The sequence below is a fragment of the Vibrio quintilis genome (assembly GCF_024529975.1).
In the GTDB taxonomy this organism is placed as follows: Bacteria; Pseudomonadota; Gammaproteobacteria; order Enterobacterales; family Vibrionaceae; genus Vibrio; species Vibrio quintilis.
The window spans coordinates 3237313-3256495 of record NZ_AP024897.1; the positions used below are offsets into that span (position 1 = coordinate 3237313).

At 42.8% G+C, this 19183-nt stretch carries 18 protein-coding genes; 8 read left to right on the forward strand and 10 right to left on the reverse strand.

Translation table 11 applies throughout. The features are described from left to right. The first annotated feature begins 4 nt into the window (after positions 1-4). Positions 5-682, forward strand: a complete 678-nt coding sequence (locus OC443_RS14840; RefSeq protein ID WP_073581246.1) for a M15 family metallopeptidase — start codon at positions 5-7, stop codon at positions 680-682. A 2-nt stretch (positions 683-684) separates the two neighbouring features. Next, the gene (locus OC443_RS14845) at positions 685-897 is read left to right on the forward strand and encodes a DUF2897 family protein (protein WP_143169267.1); all 213 of its coding nucleotides are present in this window, start codon (positions 685-687) and stop codon (positions 895-897) included. Positions 898-901: 4 nt separating this feature from the next. On the opposite strand, the gene bamC is transcribed toward OC443_RS14845, so the two are convergent. After that, positions 902-1912, reverse strand: a complete 1011-nt coding sequence (gene bamC, locus OC443_RS14850; protein WP_073581242.1) for an outer membrane protein assembly factor BamC — start codon at positions 1910-1912, stop codon at positions 902-904. Positions 1913-1969: 57 nt separating this feature from the next. Then, the gene (gene dapA / locus OC443_RS14855) at positions 1970-2848 is read right to left on the reverse strand and encodes a 4-hydroxy-tetrahydrodipicolinate synthase (RefSeq protein WP_073581240.1); all 879 of its coding nucleotides are present in this window, start codon (positions 2846-2848) and stop codon (positions 1970-1972) included. A 202-nt stretch (positions 2849-3050) separates the two neighbouring features. Here dapA and bcp point away from each other — a divergent pair, with 202 nt between their 5' ends. Beyond that, complete coding sequence (gene bcp / locus OC443_RS14860; protein WP_073581238.1) at positions 3051-3518, forward strand: thioredoxin-dependent thiol peroxidase; 468 nt, start codon at positions 3051-3053, stop codon at positions 3516-3518. Between the two features lie 63 nt (positions 3519-3581). Here bcp and OC443_RS14865 read toward each other — a convergent pair whose 3' ends face one another. The 3 genes from OC443_RS14865 to OC443_RS14875 all read right to left on the reverse strand — a co-directional run bounded on the left by OC443_RS14865 (position 3582) and on the right by OC443_RS14875 (position 9319). Beyond that, positions 3582-5453: a methyl-accepting chemotaxis protein gene (locus tag OC443_RS14865; protein ID WP_073581236.1), complete on the reverse strand. Its 1872-nt coding sequence runs from the start codon at positions 5451-5453 to the stop codon at positions 3582-3584. Positions 5454-5765: 312 nt separating this feature from the next. Then, positions 5766-7637: a methyl-accepting chemotaxis protein gene (locus OC443_RS14870; protein ID WP_073581662.1), complete on the reverse strand. Its 1872-nt coding sequence runs from the start codon at positions 7635-7637 to the stop codon at positions 5766-5768. Between the two features lie 611 nt (positions 7638-8248). Beyond that, the gene (locus OC443_RS14875; RefSeq protein ID WP_073581234.1) at positions 8249-9319 is read right to left on the reverse strand and encodes an AI-2E family transporter; all 1071 of its coding nucleotides are present in this window, start codon (positions 9317-9319) and stop codon (positions 8249-8251) included. 365 nt (positions 9320-9684) lie between these two features. Here OC443_RS14875 and bepA point away from each other — a divergent pair, with 365 nt between their 5' ends. The 3 genes from bepA to wrbA are packed head-to-tail and all read left to right on the forward strand — an operon-like array spanning position 9685 to position 12112. Continuing rightward, on the forward strand, positions 9685-11145 hold the full coding sequence (bepA, locus tag OC443_RS14880) for a beta-barrel assembly-enhancing protease (protein ID WP_143169266.1): 1461 nt from the start codon (positions 9685-9687) through the stop codon (positions 11143-11145). 44 nt (positions 11146-11189) lie between these two features. Further along, positions 11190-11540 carry an arsenate reductase (glutaredoxin) gene (arsC, locus tag OC443_RS14885; RefSeq protein WP_073581230.1) on the forward strand — a complete coding sequence of 117 codons (351 nt, stop codon included), beginning with the start codon at positions 11190-11192 and terminating at the stop codon, positions 11538-11540. Further along, positions 11537-12112 carry an NAD(P)H:quinone oxidoreductase gene (wrbA, locus tag OC443_RS14890; RefSeq protein ID WP_073581228.1) on the forward strand — a complete coding sequence of 192 codons (576 nt, stop codon included), beginning with the start codon at positions 11537-11539 and terminating at the stop codon, positions 12110-12112. Before arsC ends, wrbA begins: the two co-directional genes overlap by 4 nt. 66 nt (positions 12113-12178) lie before the next feature. Here wrbA and OC443_RS14895 read toward each other — a convergent pair whose 3' ends face one another. Beyond that, positions 12179-13315, reverse strand: a complete 1137-nt coding sequence (locus OC443_RS14895) for a DUF2066 domain-containing protein (protein ID WP_073581226.1) — start codon at positions 13313-13315, stop codon at positions 12179-12181. A 163-nt stretch (positions 13316-13478) separates the two neighbouring features. Here OC443_RS14895 and OC443_RS14900 point away from each other — a divergent pair, with 163 nt between their 5' ends. Next, positions 13479-14720 carry a uracil-xanthine permease family protein gene (locus tag OC443_RS14900; protein ID WP_073581224.1) on the forward strand — a complete coding sequence of 414 codons (1242 nt, stop codon included), beginning with the start codon at positions 13479-13481 and terminating at the stop codon, positions 14718-14720. Positions 14721-14828: 108 nt separating this feature from the next. On the opposite strand, the gene ybaK is transcribed toward OC443_RS14900, so the two are convergent. Beyond that, the gene (gene ybaK, locus OC443_RS14905; RefSeq protein ID WP_073581222.1) at positions 14829-15308 is read right to left on the reverse strand and encodes a Cys-tRNA(Pro) deacylase; all 480 of its coding nucleotides are present in this window, start codon (positions 15306-15308) and stop codon (positions 14829-14831) included. On the opposite strand from ybaK, the gene OC443_RS14910 reads away from it, so the two are divergent. Beyond that, positions 15309-15509 carry a hypothetical protein gene (locus tag OC443_RS14910; protein WP_073581220.1) on the forward strand — a complete coding sequence of 67 codons (201 nt, stop codon included), beginning with the start codon at positions 15309-15311 and terminating at the stop codon, positions 15507-15509. Between the two features lie 28 nt (positions 15510-15537). Here OC443_RS14910 and ushA read toward each other — a convergent pair whose 3' ends face one another. From ushA to OC443_RS14925, 3 genes are all read right to left on the reverse strand, one after another. After that, on the reverse strand, positions 15538-17199 hold the full coding sequence (ushA, locus tag OC443_RS14915; protein WP_073581218.1) for a bifunctional UDP-sugar hydrolase/5'-nucleotidase UshA: 1662 nt from the start codon (positions 17197-17199) through the stop codon (positions 15538-15540). A gap of 298 nt (positions 17200-17497) precedes the next feature. After that, entirely contained in the window at positions 17498-18349 is an 852-nt protein-coding gene (gene kdsA / locus OC443_RS14920) for a 3-deoxy-8-phosphooctulonate synthase (protein ID WP_073581216.1), read from the reverse strand. A gap of 24 nt (positions 18350-18373) precedes the next feature. Next, positions 18374-19183, reverse strand: coding sequence for a SirB1 family protein (locus tag OC443_RS14925; protein ID WP_073581214.1), 810 nt, complete (start codon positions 19181-19183; stop codon positions 18374-18376).

The window sequence follows — 19183 nt, forward strand, 5'->3', positions numbered from 1 at the left end:
CCCGATGACACCTGAGCAACTGACCGGACAAACCGATCTACATCTTAAGCCGACACGGATGGATCAGAAGTCTTTTCTGATCCATCCGGATGTGGTCAGCGACATGCTTGCTTTAAAAGAAGCAGCATCCCTGGCTGGTTATAATCTGCATATCGTGAGCGGTTTTCGCAGTTTTCAGCACCAGCTGAAAATCTGGAACAGGAAGTTCTCAGGTGAATCCCCGGTGTTAGATCAAAACAGTATCCCGCTGAACACCAGCCAACTGAGTGAAAAAGAAAAGATCCTGGCAATATTGAGGTGGTCCGCTCTTCCCGGAGCCAGCCGGCATCACTGGGGAAGTGATTTCGATGTTTACGACAGAACAAATCAGCCTCAGAATGTGCCACTCAAACTTGAGCCACATGAATACCTGTCAGGATTTCAGGCCGGATTCTTTCAGTGGTTACAAACAAATATGCAGCATTACGGATTCTTTCTTCCGTACAATCAGGATCGTGGCGGCGTCGCTACAGAACCGTGGCATATCAGCCACCATGCAGTTTCATCAACGCTGTTAAAAGAACTCACTCCAGAAATAATACTGGAAACTTTGAATGAAGCGCCAATATACGGGGAAAAGATCATAAAAAAAGAAATCAACACAATATACAATCAATTCATCATCAATATAAATCAGGTATGAGTATGGATATTTTCGCATCCCCCTGGTTCATCATCACAATCGTTATCTCGATTATTGTTGGTAATGTTGCAGCTTTAAAATACCTGACCCCAAAGAATCTGGAACAATTCAAAAAGAAACCCAATGATGATCTGGAAAGGTTAATCGAATTAGATAAGAAACGTCAGAAGGAATTAAAAAAGGATGATGAACAACACCATCCTTCTGAAGAATAAAAGGTTATTTCAACAGAGCTGTCATGACAGGTACAAAAGCTTTAAGCACATCTTCTTTCACCGGCTTGCCATCGGATGAAGTCATGTTTAAAGAGGTTCTGTTTTCCAGATCACCCAACAGCACTGTATAGCTCCCGGAAGAAAGCGGAAGTGGTTTGACACCTAAAGCAGACCAAAAATCATCATCAGGAGAGCTGTACTTCACCTTGATAGTTCCCTGAGAACGATTCCTGTCTTCAACTGAAAAACCAGACTGAGATAAAACTAAAGGCAGACGACGCCAAAGATTATCATAATCACTCCGGGCAATCATAACCGGCAAGCCGCTCCGATCAGTTCCCATAGATACCGGAATACTCTTTGGTGCCTGCTGTAAACGATTTGATGTTACTCTCATCTGAGCATCATATATGGTTGCTATTTTATTCACCATCTTCATGGTATAGCGTTCTTTGGCATAAACAGAGACGTCATCACTTCCGGAAGCAGAACGTAAACCAGGCATTGAAAGCTGTACACCAAAACGACGGGCTTTGTTCACCCGGGTCAAGTGATAATGGGCTTCCAGTACTGACTCTTCGTCTTCACTCTGCCATTCCACCCACTTCGCATCAACCGACTGCTCACCTTTCCGGGTCACCTGAGCATGTTTACTTTCTAAAAACTGCAGCGAAATTTGCCATATCTGATCTGCGACCTGAGATTTAGCACTCCAGAAAGTGACATATCCCTGAGAAGTCTCAACCGAGACCCCGGGGATCAGTGCTAAAAATTCCTGAGGAGGACGAATATCAACGTTTTCTCCCAGAACACCATGAAATTCACCTTTTGGTATATCGTATTCATGATCAAACTGTGGTTTTACACCATGAGGATATTTCCAGGGAATTAACGCATTTTCGTTTAAATAATCAAAATCACCCTCGGCTTGTTGCCTTTCTAAAGCACTATCGGAACAAGCTGATATAGTTAAAACAGCCAGTGAACAACAAACCAGCTGATGCCAATTTTTCATTTAAACTCCTACAGAAAAAACCGAGGCGAACGCCCCGGCATCAATAAACAGATAACGTTACAGTAAACCAGCACTTATCATCGCCTGCTCAACCGTTGGTTGTGCCGCTTCAGATAAGATTGTCATCGGCAGTCTTAAATCACCGTGCTCAATCAGATTCAGGCGGTGAGCGGCCCATTTTACAGGAATCGGGCTGGACTCAATAAATAAATCTTTATGCAAAGACATCAGGCGTTCATTAATTGCCTCTGCTTCAGCAAACTTTCCTGATAAAGCAAGATGCATCATTTGAGACATTTCAGCAGCGGCAATATTATTTGTCACAGAAATAACACCATTACCGCCAAGCTTCACAAAATCAAGCCCGGTAGAATCATCGCCGCTTAGTAAGACAAAGTCCTCACCACATAGTTCACGATGCTTTTGAACACGATCTAAATCTCCGGTCGCATCCTTAATACCAACAATATTTTTGAGTTCAGACAAGCGGGCGACCGTTTCTGGTTGCAGATCGACTGCAGTCCGTCCCGGCACATTATATAAGATAACCGGGATGTCGGTTTCAGCGGCAATCGCTTTATAATGGAGGAACAAGCCTTCCTGTGTTGGCTTATTATAATAAGGCGTCACACTCAAAAAGCCTGACACGCCAGTATTATTCAGTAAACGGCTGAATGTCAGGGACTCATGCGTGGCATTCGCCCCCGTACCGGCAATCACGGAGATTCGGCCTGCAGCATATTCAACTGTTTTTGAAACGACCTTGACATGTTCTTCAATACTAAGTGTTGCTGATTCACCCGTCGTACCAACAGAGACAATCGCATCCGTCCCGGAATCGATATGATATTCTACTAATTTTTTTAGACTTGCATAATCCACTTCACCATCAAGGTTAAATGGCGTAATTAACGCAACAATACTTCCAGAAAACATGTCTCTCTCCATAAAATTATCCTTCCAGCATGGTACTGTAATGACGCTGAAAAAAACAAGTAAAGCCGCATGCTTATTTGTATTTCTCAGACAAATACCGACCCGGGTGACATTCTATCACGACAGTTTTGTATCCCGGCTTGAAAAAGATATAAAATCCCGCTTATATCAACAATAAAATCAGTCAACATAAGGAAACATGATGAACACATTACAATCAGGCACACCGGCCCCTGACTTTTCACTTCAGGATCAGGACGGTAACCTTGTCTCTCTGAGTCAGTTTAAAGGGAAAAAGGTTTTGCTCTACTTTTACCCGAAGGCCATGACGCCGGGATGTACGGTCCAGGCTCAGGGACTGAGAGATACGAAAAAAGAGCTGGATGATGCAAATGTTGTTGTTTTGGGTGTCAGCATCGACCCGGTGAAACGACTGACAAAATTTATTGAGCGGGATAACCTGAATTTTACTTTGCTATCAGATGAAGACCATCAGGTTGCTGAAAGCTTTGGTACATGGGGTGAAAAAAAGTTCATGGGAAAAATTTATGACGGGCTTCACCGCATCAGTTTTTTAATTGATGAAAACGGTACAATTGAACATGTATTCAATAAGTTCAAAACCAAAGATCATCATCAGGTCGTTCTGGATTATCTCCAGCAAAAATAACCCATCACGAAAAAAGATCAAAAAAACGCCAGTAATACTGGCGTTTTTATCAGCACTTGTCATTTAAACAATAAACTTATTCAGCAATTGCTCTTGTTGATGAACTTTTTCAACCTGCTGTCGGGTTGATTCACGGCTTTCTTCTGTTGAGGAGCCAATCCGCTCGCTGATGTCTTTAATATTCACCATATTGCTGTTAATTTCCTCAGCAACAAGACTTTGCTCTTCAGCTGCAGCGGCAATTTGCATATTCATATCATTGATTTGTTGAATGGCCTGACGAATTTTTTGCAAAGAATCATTTGCCAGATGAGACTTTTCAACCGCGTCTCCCGCCTTATTTTTACTTTCAAGCATGGCAGCAGATACAGACGACGCGCCCGCCTGAAGCTTTTCAATCATCGAACGAATTTCCGTCGTCGACTCTTGTGTTCTTTGTGCCAGCGTTCTGACTTCATCGGCAACAACAGCAAAACCTCTGCCGGATTCCCCTGCTCTTGCCGCTTCAATTGCAGCATTCAGTGCCAGCAGATTGGTTTGATCGGCAATATCATTAATCACTTCCAGAATGGTTTCAATATTCGCAGTGGCTGATTCCAGATTCTCAACTTCTTTCACAGCCTGCTCAATCTTATCCGAGAGGTCATTAATCGATGATGTTGTATAGCTGACCACATCAACACCTTCACCTGTCGCCTCATCTGCATCTTTCGCAGCTGTCGCAGCATTTTGAGCATTATTCGCAACTTCTGATGAACTGGCAGCCATTTCATTCATTGCGGTCGCAAGCTGATCAACTTCCTGAACCTGCTCTTTCATCGAAGAAGAAACATGGTCTGCACTCGATGCAACCGCTTCAACACCATGATAAATATCACGGCTGATCGCTTTCGACTGACTAATCTGAGACTGTAAAACTTCGGTAAACTGGTTAAATCCAATGGCCAGCTCTTCAAACTCTTTATCCAGATCAGTCTCCAGGCGCTTGGTTAAATCCCCCTGCCCGGAAGCAATATCCTGAATTGCCTCGTTCAGAATGCCTAAAGGCCGCATCAGATAACGAATCAGGAAGGTCAGCAGAACCAGACTAATCACCACACTCAAAATGGTATAAATCAGCGAACTGTTTCTTAAATCGGACACAGCAGCAAAAGCAATGGATTCATCAACAACAGCACCGATGTACCAGTTTTCACTGGGAACTGAAGTGAAATTAACAATATATGATTTACCATCCAGCTTCACATGCTGTGTTCCTTCCTTAATTGAGATATCAGGAAGGTAGTCCTGCATTTTTTTGCCAACGAAATCTCTTTTAGGGTGCGCGATTGTATTACCGTCCGCCGCAACGATGAAAAGGTAACCGGCATCAAACAAATTCACCGAGTTGACCAAATCAGATAATTTGGACATGTTCAGATCATAATACATTGATCCGATAAACTTCCCGTTTGTATAAATTGGTGAACCAAGTGAAATGATCATCGTCTTACTGGCAACATCAAGATAAGGGTCAGTCACAATCACATCCCGCTTTTTCTTCGCTTCCAGATACCAAGGACGAACTCTTGGATCATAATCAGCGGAAGGACTCCAGTTATCATCATTTTCAACCATTGAACCATCGGTCGCATAACCAATCCCTACCCCGACAAAACTGCCTTTCAGCCCTGGTTTTTCCAGTATTTTTTTCACATAATTTTTATCATCAGCATTTAATTCGATCGTTTGAGCAAATACTTTCGCTAACCTTTTCTTTGCTGACATTTCTGATTCGACCGTATTCTTAACACCGGTAACCAGCTCTCCCATACTGCTAAATACGATGGATTCAATGCTTTCTCTTACGGTTCTCATTTGATGTACAGATAAAAACATCACGGTTGCTATTAATAGCAAAGACGATGCCGCTACAATCTTGTGGCTAAATCTCATGGTATCCCTCATAAAACAACGGCTTACTATATGGTTACAATTTCATACACAAATACATAACCTTGATACTACAAAATCTAATATTGATCTCATGAAATTTCAATGCAATGAGATTATTATATTTAATAAATAACCGTATAAATAAACCGTATTCATCATATGCTGGCAGATTATTAAATATTTATTAAATGAAAACAGTTAATATCAATCACATTTATAACAAACACGTTTCCTATAAATAAAAAAACCAGCACTATGCTGGTTTTTTTATATTCAATATTTGGTTAAGTCACCCGTATAGAAAGTTGCGATTCAAACAATAAATTGTGCCAGAATATTATCTTGCTGATGAATCTTGTTAACCTGAAGCCTGGTTACTTCATTCATATCGTTGGCAACATCTGATACCTGACCACTAATTTCTTTTATCTTGATCATATTGCCATTAATTTCTTCGGCCACTAAGCTCTGCTCTTCCGCTGCCGAAGCAATTTGAATATTCATATCATTAATTTGCTGAACCGCCATTTGAATTTTCTGTAATGACTCATTTGCAGCCTGTGATTTATCTACAGCCTCTGCCGCTGCAATCTGACTTTCTTTCATCGCAGCGGATACAGAAACCGTGCCGGACTGAAGCTTCTCAATCATAGTCCGAATCTCGGTTGTTGAGTCCTGCGTTCTTTGAGCCAGTGTTCTGACTTCATCGGCCACTACAGCAAACCCCCGCCCGGAACCACCAGCTCTGGCCGCTTCGATAGCAGCATTTAAGGCCAGTAAGTTCGTTTGTTCCGCAATATTGTTAATCACTTCCAGTACCATCTCGATATTTGCTGTCGCCATTTCAAGATTTTTTACATCTTCTGCTGCCTGTTCAATATGTTCAGATAACCTGAAAATAGACGTGGTTGTCAGCCCAACCACCCCGGCGCCACCACCGGCTACATCATCAGCTTCCCGGGCAGCAACAGCCGCTTGCTGCGCGTTGTTTGCAACTTCGGACGCACTCGCTGCCATTTCATTCATCGCTGTTGCTAACTGATCGACTTCCTGCATTTGAGAATGCATAAAATCTGCAGATTCTGTCGCACTCTCCATGACTTGATTTATCCCAGTGCGAATATCACGGCTAATATTTTTACAGTCACATATCTGGCCATGTAGTGATTCCGTAAACTGGTTAAAACCAATCGCAAGCTCAGCAAATTCCTGATCTGAATTTGTATCAAGACGCCTTGTTAAATCACCTTCACCTGAGGCGATATCCCGGATCGCCAGATTTAATGTATCCAGCGGGTGCATGAATTTCTTAATTAAAAATGTCAGTAAAATCAAACCAACGATCACACCGGAAATAATATAAATCAAGGAGTTACTTCTCAGTTTGCTCACCGTCTGAAAAGCAATTGATTTATCAATTACAGCACCAATGTACCAATGCTCATCAGGAATATAGATTAAATCAACCATGTAATCCGTCCCCTCAATATTGACTTCCTGCATGCCTTCTTTCAGACGGATACCGGGCAGATACTCATTTAATTTTTTGCCGATATTATTTTCATCCGGATGAGCAATGGTCTGCCCGGACTGACTGACAACAAACAGATGACCTGAGTCCAGTAAATGAACAGAACTCACAATGTCAGATAGTCCCGATAAATCAAGGTCATAATACATACCGCCGATAAACTGCCCATGGCTGAAAACCGGTGTCGCTATCGATACCACTATTTTTTTGAATTTAAAATCAACATAAGGGTCGGTCACAATCAGATGACCCGTATTTTTAACTTTCTGATACCATGGCCTGAGCCTCGGGTCATAATCCTCCGGCACATCCCATGCTTCATCATTTTGTACCAGCTCTCCCTGATTTTGGTAACCTAAACCGATCGTAATAAATGTTGATTTCAACCGGGCAGTATTCAGCATCTTATCGACATATGCCTGGTTAGCAGGGTCGAGTTGAATGGATTCGGTGATAGACTTTGCCAGCGTCTTCTTTCCGGACATTTCAGTCATCACCGTTTGCTTCATACTTGTTAATAGTTCATTCATACTGTTGTTAATCAGTGAATTAAAACTGTTCTGAACCGTTTTCAACTGATGGACGGAAAGAATTAATACGGTTCCGATAAGTAACAAAGATGATATCATCACAATTTTGTGACTAAATTTCATGGTCAATCTCATAACAATCACTTCTAACTGTAAAGACAAGAATTCAACTTATTGCCTGCATTTATTCCCGGACTAAAGAGTCATTTGTTTCATCATTATTTCTATCTTACTCAACAACCCGGAATATGAATCATTAAAAATAAACCAAGAAAAATATTTATTCATAACTGAAGAAACATTATGCAAACAGAAAAATAAAATTAATAACACATCCGTCACTGTGGATTTAAAATCACAGATAAACAAGCATCTAATTAAAAAAATGATTAATTAATGACGGTAAAAAGAGAAATAAAACATTCTGAAAATTCAAACCTGAATATATAATTTATAAAAAAGTCAGATATTATCCAACCATTTTATCCTAACGCAATAAATTATGGAACAAAGATATCATATTCGAATGAAATTAACATCAGAGATAAAATATCATCATTAAACTATATACCCAAGCAACCTGAAGATGCTTCTTCAGGTTGCTTGGGTATAAATACTAAAAAGGCTCAGTTAAAAATGACTGAGCCTTCAACAAAAAACGTAATCCGGATCACACTAAATATGCAACAAATGGAGTTTATTCAACCCAAATAACCGGAATCTTCCCATCAGCCTTATCCGGCAGGAGCTGAAACCTCGTCACCTGCCGACAATGCACTCCATACAGCCTTCACTAAGGTGGCTAAGGGAATCGCAAAGAAAACCCCCCAAAAACCCCATAGTCCACCAAAAACAAGTACCGCAACAATGATCGCAATTGGATGTAAGTTCACGGCTTCTGAGAATAAAACCGGGACCAATATATTTCCGTCTAAAGCCTGAATAATGCCATATACCCCTAACAACCAATAAAAGGATGGTGTTAATCCCCACTGAAATACACCAACAATTGCAACAGGTACAGTCACCACAAAAGCACCAATATATGGAATAAGAACCGAAAATCCGACAGCCACGGCTAATAAAACAGAATATCTCAGATCAAGAATTGCAAAGGCAACATAACTGACAATCCCAACGATGAATATTTCCAAAACCTTACCATGAATGTAATTTGAAATCTGCTCATTCATTTCTATCCAGACTTTCTGAGCAAGCTTACGGTTTTTGGGCAATATTTTTCCGGCGCCATCTAATAATTGCTGCTTATCTTTTAAAAGGAAGAAAATCAATAACGGTACTAAAACCAGATAAACAGCCAGGGTCGCAATACTCATTAAAGAAGATAAAGAGCTTTTGACGATACTTTCACCAAAGCCAATCACCTGATTTTTTGCATTATTGACAATTGATTCTACAATTTCAAAATTAGCTAATTCAGGGTATTTCAAAAATATGGCATTGATTCGCTCCTGTAGCTCGGTATACATATTTGGAATATCATTTGTCAGGTGAGTTACCTGCTGCCAAATCACCGGAATCAGTCCGAAGACAGCGACTAACATTAAACTTGTAAAGATCGCGATGACAATGATAACACTGAGTGCTCTTGGAACACCAAACCGGACAAATTTCACGACCGGCCACTCCAGCAAATAAGCCAGGACAATCGCAACCAAAAGCGGGGTTATAAGACCGCCCATGAAGTAAATAATCAGAAAACCAAACAGCAATATTGCAATCAGACTGACCGCTTCGGGATCAGAAAACCGCTTGTTATACCAACGAGTTAACATTTGGAACATTCAGTAAAGTCCTTTTCCAACACTATGAGACATGTCGAATACAATTCTCGTATAAGTATATACCCTGGCACCTGCAGGTAGCAGTATTCGATAAAAATTGACATGACAATAAGCCAATACGTTATCATGAACACATGAATATCTGTACACGTCATTTTAAATGGTAAAGGTACAATTACCTTCCGGACGTTAGCGATAACATCTGTTCATGGAAATGAGAAAGTGACTATTGTATAGCTTTTTTGAATGCATTCCACTGAAACCAATGCAAAATACATATGGATAATTACAGGAAATGCAGAAACCAATACTATATATGATTGTCATATATTCAGTCAGATAAAACAGGAAGCCCAGTTTTTCATATGATCTCGCAACCTATCCGCTCACTCATCAGTATTGCTTTGACAGCCTCACTCTGCTGTATTCCCCCCGTTTTGGCGGATTCACGGAAACTCCCGGAAATCGGAACAGTGGCAGGGACCACACTGACTATTGCGCAGGAAAAGCAATATGGTGATGCTTATATGCGTGTGCTGAGAAGTCATCAGCCGGTGATCAATGATCCGGTACTCAACCAATACATCAATACCCTTGGTCATAAGCTTGTTGCAAATGCTGACAATGTGAAGACACCTTTTACCTTTTTCCTGATCCGTAAACGGGAAATCAATGCATTTGCCTTTTTTGGCGGCTATGTAGCCCTTCATTCCGGGCTGTTTTTACACACACGTTCCGAGAGCGAGCTGGCTTCAGTGATGTCCCATGAAATCGCTCATATTACCCAACGACACTTAGCCAGAAGTATGGAAGCGGAAGCAAAACGCTCTCCGGCAACTATTGCTGCATTAGTCGGCTCACTCTTACTGACAATCGCAGCACCGGAGGCTGGCATCGCAGCGATGACAGCAACTCAGGCTGGCAGTGTACAACAGCGGATCAACTATACGCGGGAAAATGAAAAAGAAGCCGACCGCTTCGGGATTGAAACATTAGCGAAATCCGGGTTTGATCCTTATGCGATGCCACGCTTCTTTGGCAAACTTGCTGCTGAATATCAATATGCCAGCAAACCGCCGGCTATGTTACTCACCCACCCGCTGCCGGAAAGCCGGATTACAGATAGCCGGGAACGGGCACAGCAATACTCTCATGTGAATAAAAAACCTTCTCTGGCCTATCAGCTGGCCAGAATCAGAGTGATCGTCCGCTTTACCGGCATCAAAGCAGAAGCAGCATCAGACTGGATTCAAAGACACAGGCCAAAACATAAATCTGAAATCAGCCCGGCATTTGATTATGGTCAGGCGCTGATTTTTCTGGATGAAGGCAAACTGGATAAAGCTGAAGCAATTCTGACCCGGTTACTCAAGTCTTCACCCAAAAATCATTTCTATCTGGATGCTATGTCGGATGTGTACATCGATCAAAACCAACCTGAAAAAGCAGTCCATCTTCTGGAGAAGTTACTCGCAGAATCACCACATAATCAGGTATTGGCGATCAATGATGCGAACGCCCTGATAAAAGCCAAAAAGTATAAGGATGCAACTCAGATTCTGCACCGCTATACCCATGATTTTCCACATGATCCCAACGGCTGGAACTTACTCTCGAAAGCCAGTGCACTTTCGGATGATGAACCGGAAGATTTAGCTGCCAGAGCGGAAATTCTGGCTCTGAAAGCCAATTGGGATCAGGCAATTCAGTATTATACTCAAGCCAGCCAGCTCTCAAAATTAGGGAGCTTACAGCAGGCACGTTACGATGCCAGAATTGATCAATTGATTGCACAAAGAGAACAATTTCTCGCATTACAAGAATAAAAGTCTATAAACTATAGAATACCTGTTGGCCACAAGGAGACGTTATGTCCGTCATTATTTATCACAACCCGAAGTGCTCTAAAAGCCGGGAAACTATGGTTTTACTGGGTTCCAGAGGCATTGAGCCAACTGTTATCAAATATCTTGATACCGGAATGACTGTTGAACAGCTCAAAACACTCTATGAACAGTTAGAACTGGACTCAGTGAGAAAAATGATGAGAACAAAAGAAGCCTTATATAAGGAACTTAATCTCAAAGATCCGACACTCAGTGATGACGCACTTTTTCAGGCAATGGCAGACCACCCGAAACTGATCGAACGGCCTATCGTTGTTACAAATGGAAAAGCACGCCATGGACGTCCACCTGAAAAAGTGCTCGAAATTCTATGAATGTCAGGGTACTGGTTCTTTACTACAGCCGCCATGGTTCGACACTCGCACTTGCCAGACATATCGCACGGGGGATTAATACCGTCCCTCAGTGCGAAGCTGTCATGAGAACCGTTCCGGAGATAACACCCTCGTCCACCTCTTCGACGGAAACTGACCCTTATATCACGCTTGATGAATTGAAATCTTGTGATGCGCTGGCGATGGGAAGTCCGGTCTGGTTTGGCAATATGGCCGCACCACTCAAAAATTTTTGGGACAATACCAGCTCACTATGGATAAGCGGTGACTTAATCGATAAGCCCGGCTGTGTGTTTACATCGTCTTCATCCATGCACGGCGGGCAGGAAAGTACGCTGTTGAGTATGCAACTGCCGCTGCTCCATCACGGGATGTTGCTTGTCGGGATTCCATACAGTGAGCCTGCACTTCACACAACCAGTGAAGGAGGCACACCCTATGGTGCCAGCCACTATAGCCAGAATGCCACCCGCCTCAGTCAGGATGAACAACACCTGGCACAAAAGTTAGGCAGCCGGTTAGCTGCCCTGGCACTTCGTCTGAAAGCATAACCCTTCCTACACCCCCTCAAGCCAGATAAAACCATAATCTGGCTGCTGAGAGAGCCAGGTTTTAGTTTACTGTTTCCAGTGATAATACAGCTCAGAGACTTCGCCCGCAGGAGCCGTATTCTCCACAGGTTTAATGTCGCTGTCACCAGCTGGCGGTGGCGGAGTTTCACCTGAAGCATCAGGTGTATCTTCCGGTTCTGACGGTATTGCGGTGTCATCATCACGCTGGTCTTTTTCGATGAGTGAAACTGCCATCATCTCTTGCTCAAATTCTTTCCGGCTCGTCAGTAAATGAATCAGATAGGAAACTTTGTCTCCCTGAATCCCTAAAATATCAACAGAAGCGACTGAACTCAGCTGCTTAAGAGCACTCTCCAAAGAGAAAAATGACGTTGCCCGGGAAACGCCTGTCACTGAAACTTTTACTGATAGTGAAGACTTACTATGAACAACCACTGCATTCTTATTTGTGTAGTAATGCGTCAGCTGATCCACTAACGTGTCCAGGGCATTTTCTCCTGAGGCTGATCCAGTCACCGGTACAGAAGCAAAATTCATCATTTCATCCGGAGCCTGATCATAAAGCGACCATCTGAAACTATCCTGATGTGCCCGGATAACCAGCACCGCATCCGGATGATAACGCTGACTGGCCCGGCTTATCGGCTGAAGAAAGTTTCCCCAGACATCGGCAGGGTCGATTCCGGTAATATCATCAAAGTCACCAACCGGAATCTCAACCGGAAGTCCCCGGTCTTCAGATAATCGCTTTAACCTGTTCACTTGTTCGTTAGAGATATTTTCCCAGACAATAGAACGCTGAAAGTCTTTATCTTCAACAAACCAGACTAAGATAGTTTCTCTTTGTGTTGGCCAGAAAGGTAATTGTGCCTGAGTCAGCAAAGCACCAATTTGCTTCTCACTGAACACCATCTTCAGTATTTTTTGTTTTTCTTTCTGCTTATATCCAATCTGGGATAAATACTGGCTATTCTGTGACAGAGCTTTCTCTATCACAGCATTTTTCACCGAGTTCCTGTCTCCGGTTGCCCGTACGACAACCGACTGCATTCCCTGAATACGGGCCATTTCATCTGATACTTTTTCATTCACAGCAACTTCTGCGTGATAAATATCTACATGAGTTGTCGCAAAGCACGAAAAAGCCAATGAGATAAGACTTAAAAAAGCGAGAGAGCGCATAATTTTCCAAAATATCAATAATTATCAGGTGATCATAAGCAAGTATTGCTTTTCGGGCAAGCAAAGCAATCAAGAGCCAGTTATTCATTCATCAACATGATTATGGCAAACGTTTAAATAAGTGATAAAATCCCGCAAATTTGACTTAATTAAGGGAATAAACATGAGAAATGCCATTCTGGGTATTCAAATGCTTTTTGTCGCATTTGGTGCCCTGGTTCTGGTTCCGTTACTGACAGGACTTGATCCAAATGTCGCTTTATTTGGTGCAGGTATCGGTACACTCCTTTTTCAACTCATCACCCGCCGCTCCGTTCCAATTTTTCTCGCCTCTTCTTTCGCTTTTATTGCACCGATTATGTTTGGTATTCAAACCTGGGGCCTTGCCGCCACCATGGGCGGATTAATTGCTGCCGGCGTTGTTTACATCATTCTTGGTGGATTCATTAAAATACGGGGTGCTGAGTTCATTCATAAATTATTACCTCCGGTTGTCGTAGGCCCGATCATTATGGTCATTGGCTTAGGTTTAGCACCAACAGCCGTCAATATGGCATTGGGAAAAAGCGGAGATGGGTCAATCCAGCTGATTGATGGTCAGGCTTCATTGTGGATTTCATGTGCTTCATTATTCACGACCATTCTGATTAGCGTCTTTGCGAAAGGAATGTTTAAGTTCTTACCTATATTCGGCGGCATTATTGTTGGCTACAGTCTCAGCCTTTATTTTGGTGTGGTCAGCTTTGCTGCTGTCACCAATGCTGCATGGTTTGCGCTGCCAAACTTTACCCTGCCGGAATTTAATATCAATGCCATCCTGTTTATGATTCCGGTCGCAATTGCACCAGCAGTAGAGCACGTGGGTGATATTCTGTCGATTTCCAATGTCACCGGTAAAGATTACCTGAAAAAACCCGGCCTTCACCGGACCATTACAGGTGATGGTGTCGCGACTATGGCTGCGGCTATGCTGGGTGCGCCACCGAATACAACTTATAGCGAAGTCACCGGTGCTGTGATGCTGACCAAAGCGTTTAATCCGGTCATTATGACATGGGCTGCCGTCACAGCGATTATTCTGGCGCTGGTCGGTAAACTGGGGGCACTGCTGCAAACCATTCCTGTCCCGGTCATGGGAGGCATCATGATTCTGCTGTTCGGTTCGATTGCAACCGTTGGATTAAATACCCTGATTAAAAATAATGTCGACCTGCACCGCTCCAGAAACCTTGTTATCGTTGCGGTTACGCTGGTGTTTGGTATTGGTGGAATGGCATTTGGTATTGGTAAATTCAGTCTTCAGGGCGTCAGCCTTTGCGGGATCGTTGCAATTTTACTTAATCTGATTTTGCCACACGACCTGGGCGAGAATCACATTGTTGATAATGCTCAGATTGAAGATTAAATCATCACACTGTCATTGATGCTCAGAATTAAAGATTAGAAAACGCCGGCAAAAAAATTCCGGCGTTTTTTGGGGCTTTTACAGGAAAAATTTCAGAATACGTCCGGGCTATTCATCCAGGCAAAGCTGAGTAAAATCAGCCCGGGTCAAAGCTGCTAAATCATCTGGCGACAGTTCAATCTCCAGTCCACGCTTACCGGCACTGACACATACCGTTTCCTGCGCTTTTGCACTGATATGAATGAAGGTCGGTAAAGCTTTTTTCTGCCCCAGCGGACTAATGCCTCCCACAATATAACCCGTGGTTTTCTGGGCGATGTCGGGATCAGCCATTTCAGCCTTTTTCGCCCCGGCAGCTTTGGCCGCTAACTTCAGATTCAGCTTTTGATCAACCGGAATAATTGCAACCGCCAAAGAACGGGGTTCACCATTCAGGCTAAATAATAATGTTTTAAAGACCTTATCCGGTGACTGCCCCAGAACTTCAGCAGCTTCCAGACCGTAGCTTGAATGATTCGGATCATGTTCATATTGATGAATAGTATGCGTTATCTTTTTTTTTCTGGCGAGATTAATTGCGGGAGTCATTTGCAACCTCTGACTAAAGTGAAACACCAGCCATGCGATTTATCAGTGTCGTTGCCGGTTCATCAACAATTCCAAAGCGGGAAAAAGAAATATAAACAGAAGGAAAACCATGATATTGCTGACATCCGGCAGGTTTATAAACAAGGCGCCTGTATCAGAATGACTGCTCTTGCCGTCATCCAGATACAGGCGATATGGTAAAAACAATCAACTCACTGAGTCAACTGGTTTATTTGTAAACTATTTCACCACCTGGTTGATATGCCTGACTATTCAGCGGGCTATGCTTCTGAAGATATTCTTTGAGTACATCAGCATCCACAAAGCCAGTATTCACAAACCCTGCATGCTTTGTAATTTTCGGATACCCATCACCGCCGGCAGCATTAAAGCTCGGAATACTGAAACGATAAGTTTTGGCTGGCTGAAGTGGCTTCCCGCCAATCATAACATCAGAAACACCGTCAGCACGCACTGTCATCGAAATTCCGGAAAATTGTGCATACGCACCTGAATCAACCGGTTTGGTCGCAACCACATTCAAATACTCAAGGACTTCAGCCCCTGACATATCGACATAAGTCAGCTGATTTGCAAATGGCTGAACTTTCAAAACATCTTTATAAGTCACATCACCTGAATCAATCGAGTCACGCACGCCACCGGAATTCATAATTCCGAAATCGGCTTTTGCTTTTTCCTGCTGAGCTTTGGCAATTAAACGTCCAAGATTGGTCTGGTGGAAACGGACTACATGCCGATCACCTTCCAAACGGCCTTTCACCGACGCAATCTTCTCTCCGAGCTGCGCCTGACCTTTCTCTTCATATGGCTTGAGGAAATTCAACAGTGCCGGATCCTGAGGAATTGCAGACTGAATCAGGACACGCTTCTTCTTCCCGTTCACCTTGATTTTTTTCTTCAGGTTTACCGGAATCAGTGCATAACTGACCATTTTCAGATCACCATTACGGAATTCGTAATCAGCACGTCCGACATATTTACCCCACTCATGCGCCTGCACAATATATGTCCCATTCTGGAAGTCAGGCTTACAGGCATCTCCGGGCTTAAAGCGATGGTTGATAACATTGGGCCCTTCCATACAAACAGGATCCTGCGAGTGGCCACCAACAATCATATCAAGCTCACCATAATCGAGAGATCGCGCAAGTGAGACATCTCCCGGCGCATTAATGCCAAATTTACCGTTAGCATAATGCCCCATATGCGTCACAGCAAAAATCAGGTCCGGATGTTCATTTTTCTCCAGATTATCAATCACTTTTTTAGCTTCTTTTTTCGGATCTCTGAATTCAATCTCACTGATATATTCCGGGTTACCAATTTTGGCAGTATCCTCGGTTGTCAGACCAATCACAGCGATCCGGATCCCCTGCTTATCAAAGATTTTATATGGTCTGAATAATCTCTTTCCGGTCTTTTTATCGTAAATATTGGCAGATAAAAGCGGGAAATTAGCCCACTTTTCCTGCTGTAATAAGACACTCAGCGGATTATCAAATTCATGATTCCCCAGAGCCATTGCATCATAACCAATGATACTCATCCCTTTGAAATCAGGTTCAGCATCCTGGAGATCAGATTCAGGAACACCGGTATTAATATCTCCCCCGGAAAACAGAAGCACACTTCCTCCCTCCGAAGCCACTTCCTGACGAATCTCATCAACCAGGGTTTTTCTTGCAGCCATGCCATACTCACCGTACTTATTCTGCCAAAACCGTCCATGATGATCGTTGGTGTGTAGCACTGTTAAATGATAAGTCTGGTCTTCTTTCCAGTGATGTTCAGGCTGAACAGCACAACCAGAAACCAAACCAGCTAACACCGTCGATAACAATACCTTTTGAATTGATGGGAGCTGCATAATCGATCCTTTAAATTAATATTGACAGCAAGTCTTCAGTTTCATTGAATCAGGGCAGTGATAACCCTGGCTTTCTTCGCTTGAAGCAATCAGAAATAGCCTTGATGACAACCAGTCACTCCCTGAAGATAAAAAAGTAACAGACGAAGAAGTTTGCATTTTAAAATGAAACGAATGCAAATTACAGAAATGTTACAAAAACCAGGTCACACTATCGTGTTTTTATCTCCGTGATTCAGACACAAAAAAAGCACCAATTATAGTGCTTTTTACCAAAACAACGGATTGATTCACCGGATTAACCGATATCTATCGTACTAAAACTTTTAACCAGATCATCCAGTGCTTTCATTTGTGCTAAAAATGGTTCCAGCTTATCTAAAGGCAATGCTGACGGGCCATCACATCGGGCTTTATCCGGATCAGGGTGCGCTTCAATAAACAAGCCGGCAATACCAGTTGCTAAACCGGCTTTTGCAAGTTCTGCTGTTTGTTCTCTTCGTCCGCCAGAAGCTGCACCTGACGGATCACGCATTTGTAGAGAATGGGTCACATCGAAAATCACCGGACTACCGTTTGATGACTTCTTCATCACACCAAAACCAAGCATATCTACGACCAGATTATCATACCCATGGCAAGATCCCCGCTCACACAAAATGATCTGATCATTGCCACATTCAGCAAATTTCTCAACAATATTTACAACCTGGCCCGGGCTCATAAACTGAGGTTTTTTCACATTGATTACCGCCCCTGTTTTCGCCATCGCTTCAACAAGATCGGTCTGACGGGCAAGAAAAGCGGGCAGTTGAATCACATCAACCACTTCAGACACCGGTTGCGCCTGAGCTTCAGTGTGAATATCAGTAATAATTTTCACGCCAAACTGTTGCTTTAACTCCTGAAAGATTTTCAGACCTTCTTCCATACCTGGTCCGCGATATGAGTGAACAGAACTCCGGTTTGCTTTATCAAAGGAAGCCTTAAAGACATAAGGAATTCCCAGCTTGTCAGTCACATTGACATAATGCTCACAAATCTGCATTGCCAAATCACGGGATTCCAGCACATTCATCCCGGCAAATAAAGTGAATGGACGGTCATTTGCAACAGGAATATCACCTACATGTACTGTTTTCTGTTCCATCTAAATCTCTCTGTAAGAAGTTAATTAATGAATGGTAATGGGGGTATTCTGCAGAATACTTACCTGATTCTTAAATAAGTCAGCTGCCGGATCATCCGGGCAATGCTCAATAAAATACTGATAATCAGACAATGCAACCTGATGGCAATCAAGCTGCTGATAGATAAAACCCCGATCTCTGATCTCATAAGGATCATCCGGTACAAAAGTCAACGCCAGGTCAGTACATTTGAGTGCCAGTGTATAATCTTCTTCACGCATCAAAGCATTTTTCAGCAGCGCGAGCCAGCGGCCGATAATTGTCGGGTTATCTGATATCTCCAAATGTTCAGAGTTCAAACGAGCCAGTGGTCCCTGATGACCAATAAGCCACGCTTGCAATGTATGTTTTGAAACAAACTCACCTGAAAAGGGGTTCAGGTATAAAGGTGCTTCATTTTCCCATTGAAGTTGTAATAAAAACTGAGTCGGAAACATGACGGGTTTTAAGGGAAACCCGAGGCGCTGTCCCCAGAATAACAAAAGTGCACCCAAGCTTACCGGAATACCTTTTCGGGTTCTTAGCACTTTATCAATAAAACCATTCGCTGCATCAAAGTAGGCTTCATGATCACCACAAAATCCCCACTCCTGATAAAAAAGATGAATGAATGCAGCGAAGCGTTCTTTATGATTTTCTGCGCCGTCGAGATAAGACTCAGCTTCGTGAAGCATTGTTAATAATACTTTTTCTGCCCATTCTATCTGAGTGCCCTGATCGATTGCTTTATTCAGAACTAAAGCACCTTCAACCAGATCCATAGCGTCGAAGTCGTCATCAAATAATTCAAGCAT

Excerpts from the sequence above, each read along its gene's own strand:
- ybaK (WP_073581222.1), bottom strand. The coding sequence starts at position 15,308 with ATGACTCCCGCAATTAATCTCGCCAGAAAAAAAAAGATAACGCATACT.
- bamC (WP_073581242.1), bottom strand. The coding sequence starts at position 1,912 with ATGAAAAATTGGCATCAGCTGGTTTGTTGTTCACTGGCTGTTTTAACT.
- OC443_RS14840 (WP_073581246.1), top strand. The coding sequence starts at position 5 with ATGACACCTGAGCAACTGACCGGACAAACCGATCTACATCTTAAGCCG.
- OC443_RS14900 (WP_073581224.1), top strand. The coding sequence starts at position 13,479 with ATGAGAAATGCCATTCTGGGTATTCAAATGCTTTTTGTCGCATTTGGT.
- OC443_RS14870 (WP_073581662.1), bottom strand. The coding sequence starts at position 7,637 with ATGAAATTTAGTCACAAAATTGTGATGATATCATCTTTGTTACTTATC.
- OC443_RS14865 (WP_073581236.1), bottom strand. The coding sequence starts at position 5,453 with ATGAGATTTAGCCACAAGATTGTAGCGGCATCGTCTTTGCTATTAATA.
- OC443_RS14845 (WP_143169267.1), top strand. The coding sequence starts at position 685 with ATGGATATTTTCGCATCCCCCTGGTTCATCATCACAATCGTTATCTCG.
- arsC (WP_073581230.1), top strand. The coding sequence starts at position 11,190 with ATGTCCGTCATTATTTATCACAACCCGAAGTGCTCTAAAAGCCGGGAA.
- OC443_RS14925 (WP_073581214.1), bottom strand. The coding sequence starts at position 19,183 with ATGCTTGAATTATTTGATGACGACTTCGACGCTATGGATCTGGTTGAA.
- bepA (WP_143169266.1), top strand. The coding sequence starts at position 9,685 with ATGATCTCGCAACCTATCCGCTCACTCATCAGTATTGCTTTGACAGCC.
- OC443_RS14875 (WP_073581234.1), bottom strand. The coding sequence starts at position 9,319 with ATGTTCCAAATGTTAACTCGTTGGTATAACAAGCGGTTTTCTGATCCC.
- wrbA (WP_073581228.1), top strand. The coding sequence starts at position 11,537 with ATGAATGTCAGGGTACTGGTTCTTTACTACAGCCGCCATGGTTCGACA.
- ushA (WP_073581218.1), bottom strand. The coding sequence starts at position 17,199 with ATGCAGCTCCCATCAATTCAAAAGGTATTGTTATCGACGGTGTTAGCT.
- dapA (WP_073581240.1), bottom strand. The coding sequence starts at position 2,848 with ATGTTTTCTGGAAGTATTGTTGCGTTAATTACGCCATTTAACCTTGAT.
- OC443_RS14895 (WP_073581226.1), bottom strand. The coding sequence starts at position 13,315 with ATGCGCTCTCTCGCTTTTTTAAGTCTTATCTCATTGGCTTTTTCGTGC.
- kdsA (WP_073581216.1), bottom strand. The coding sequence starts at position 18,349 with ATGGAACAGAAAACAGTACATGTAGGTGATATTCCTGTTGCAAATGAC.
- bcp (WP_073581238.1), top strand. The coding sequence starts at position 3,051 with ATGAACACATTACAATCAGGCACACCGGCCCCTGACTTTTCACTTCAG.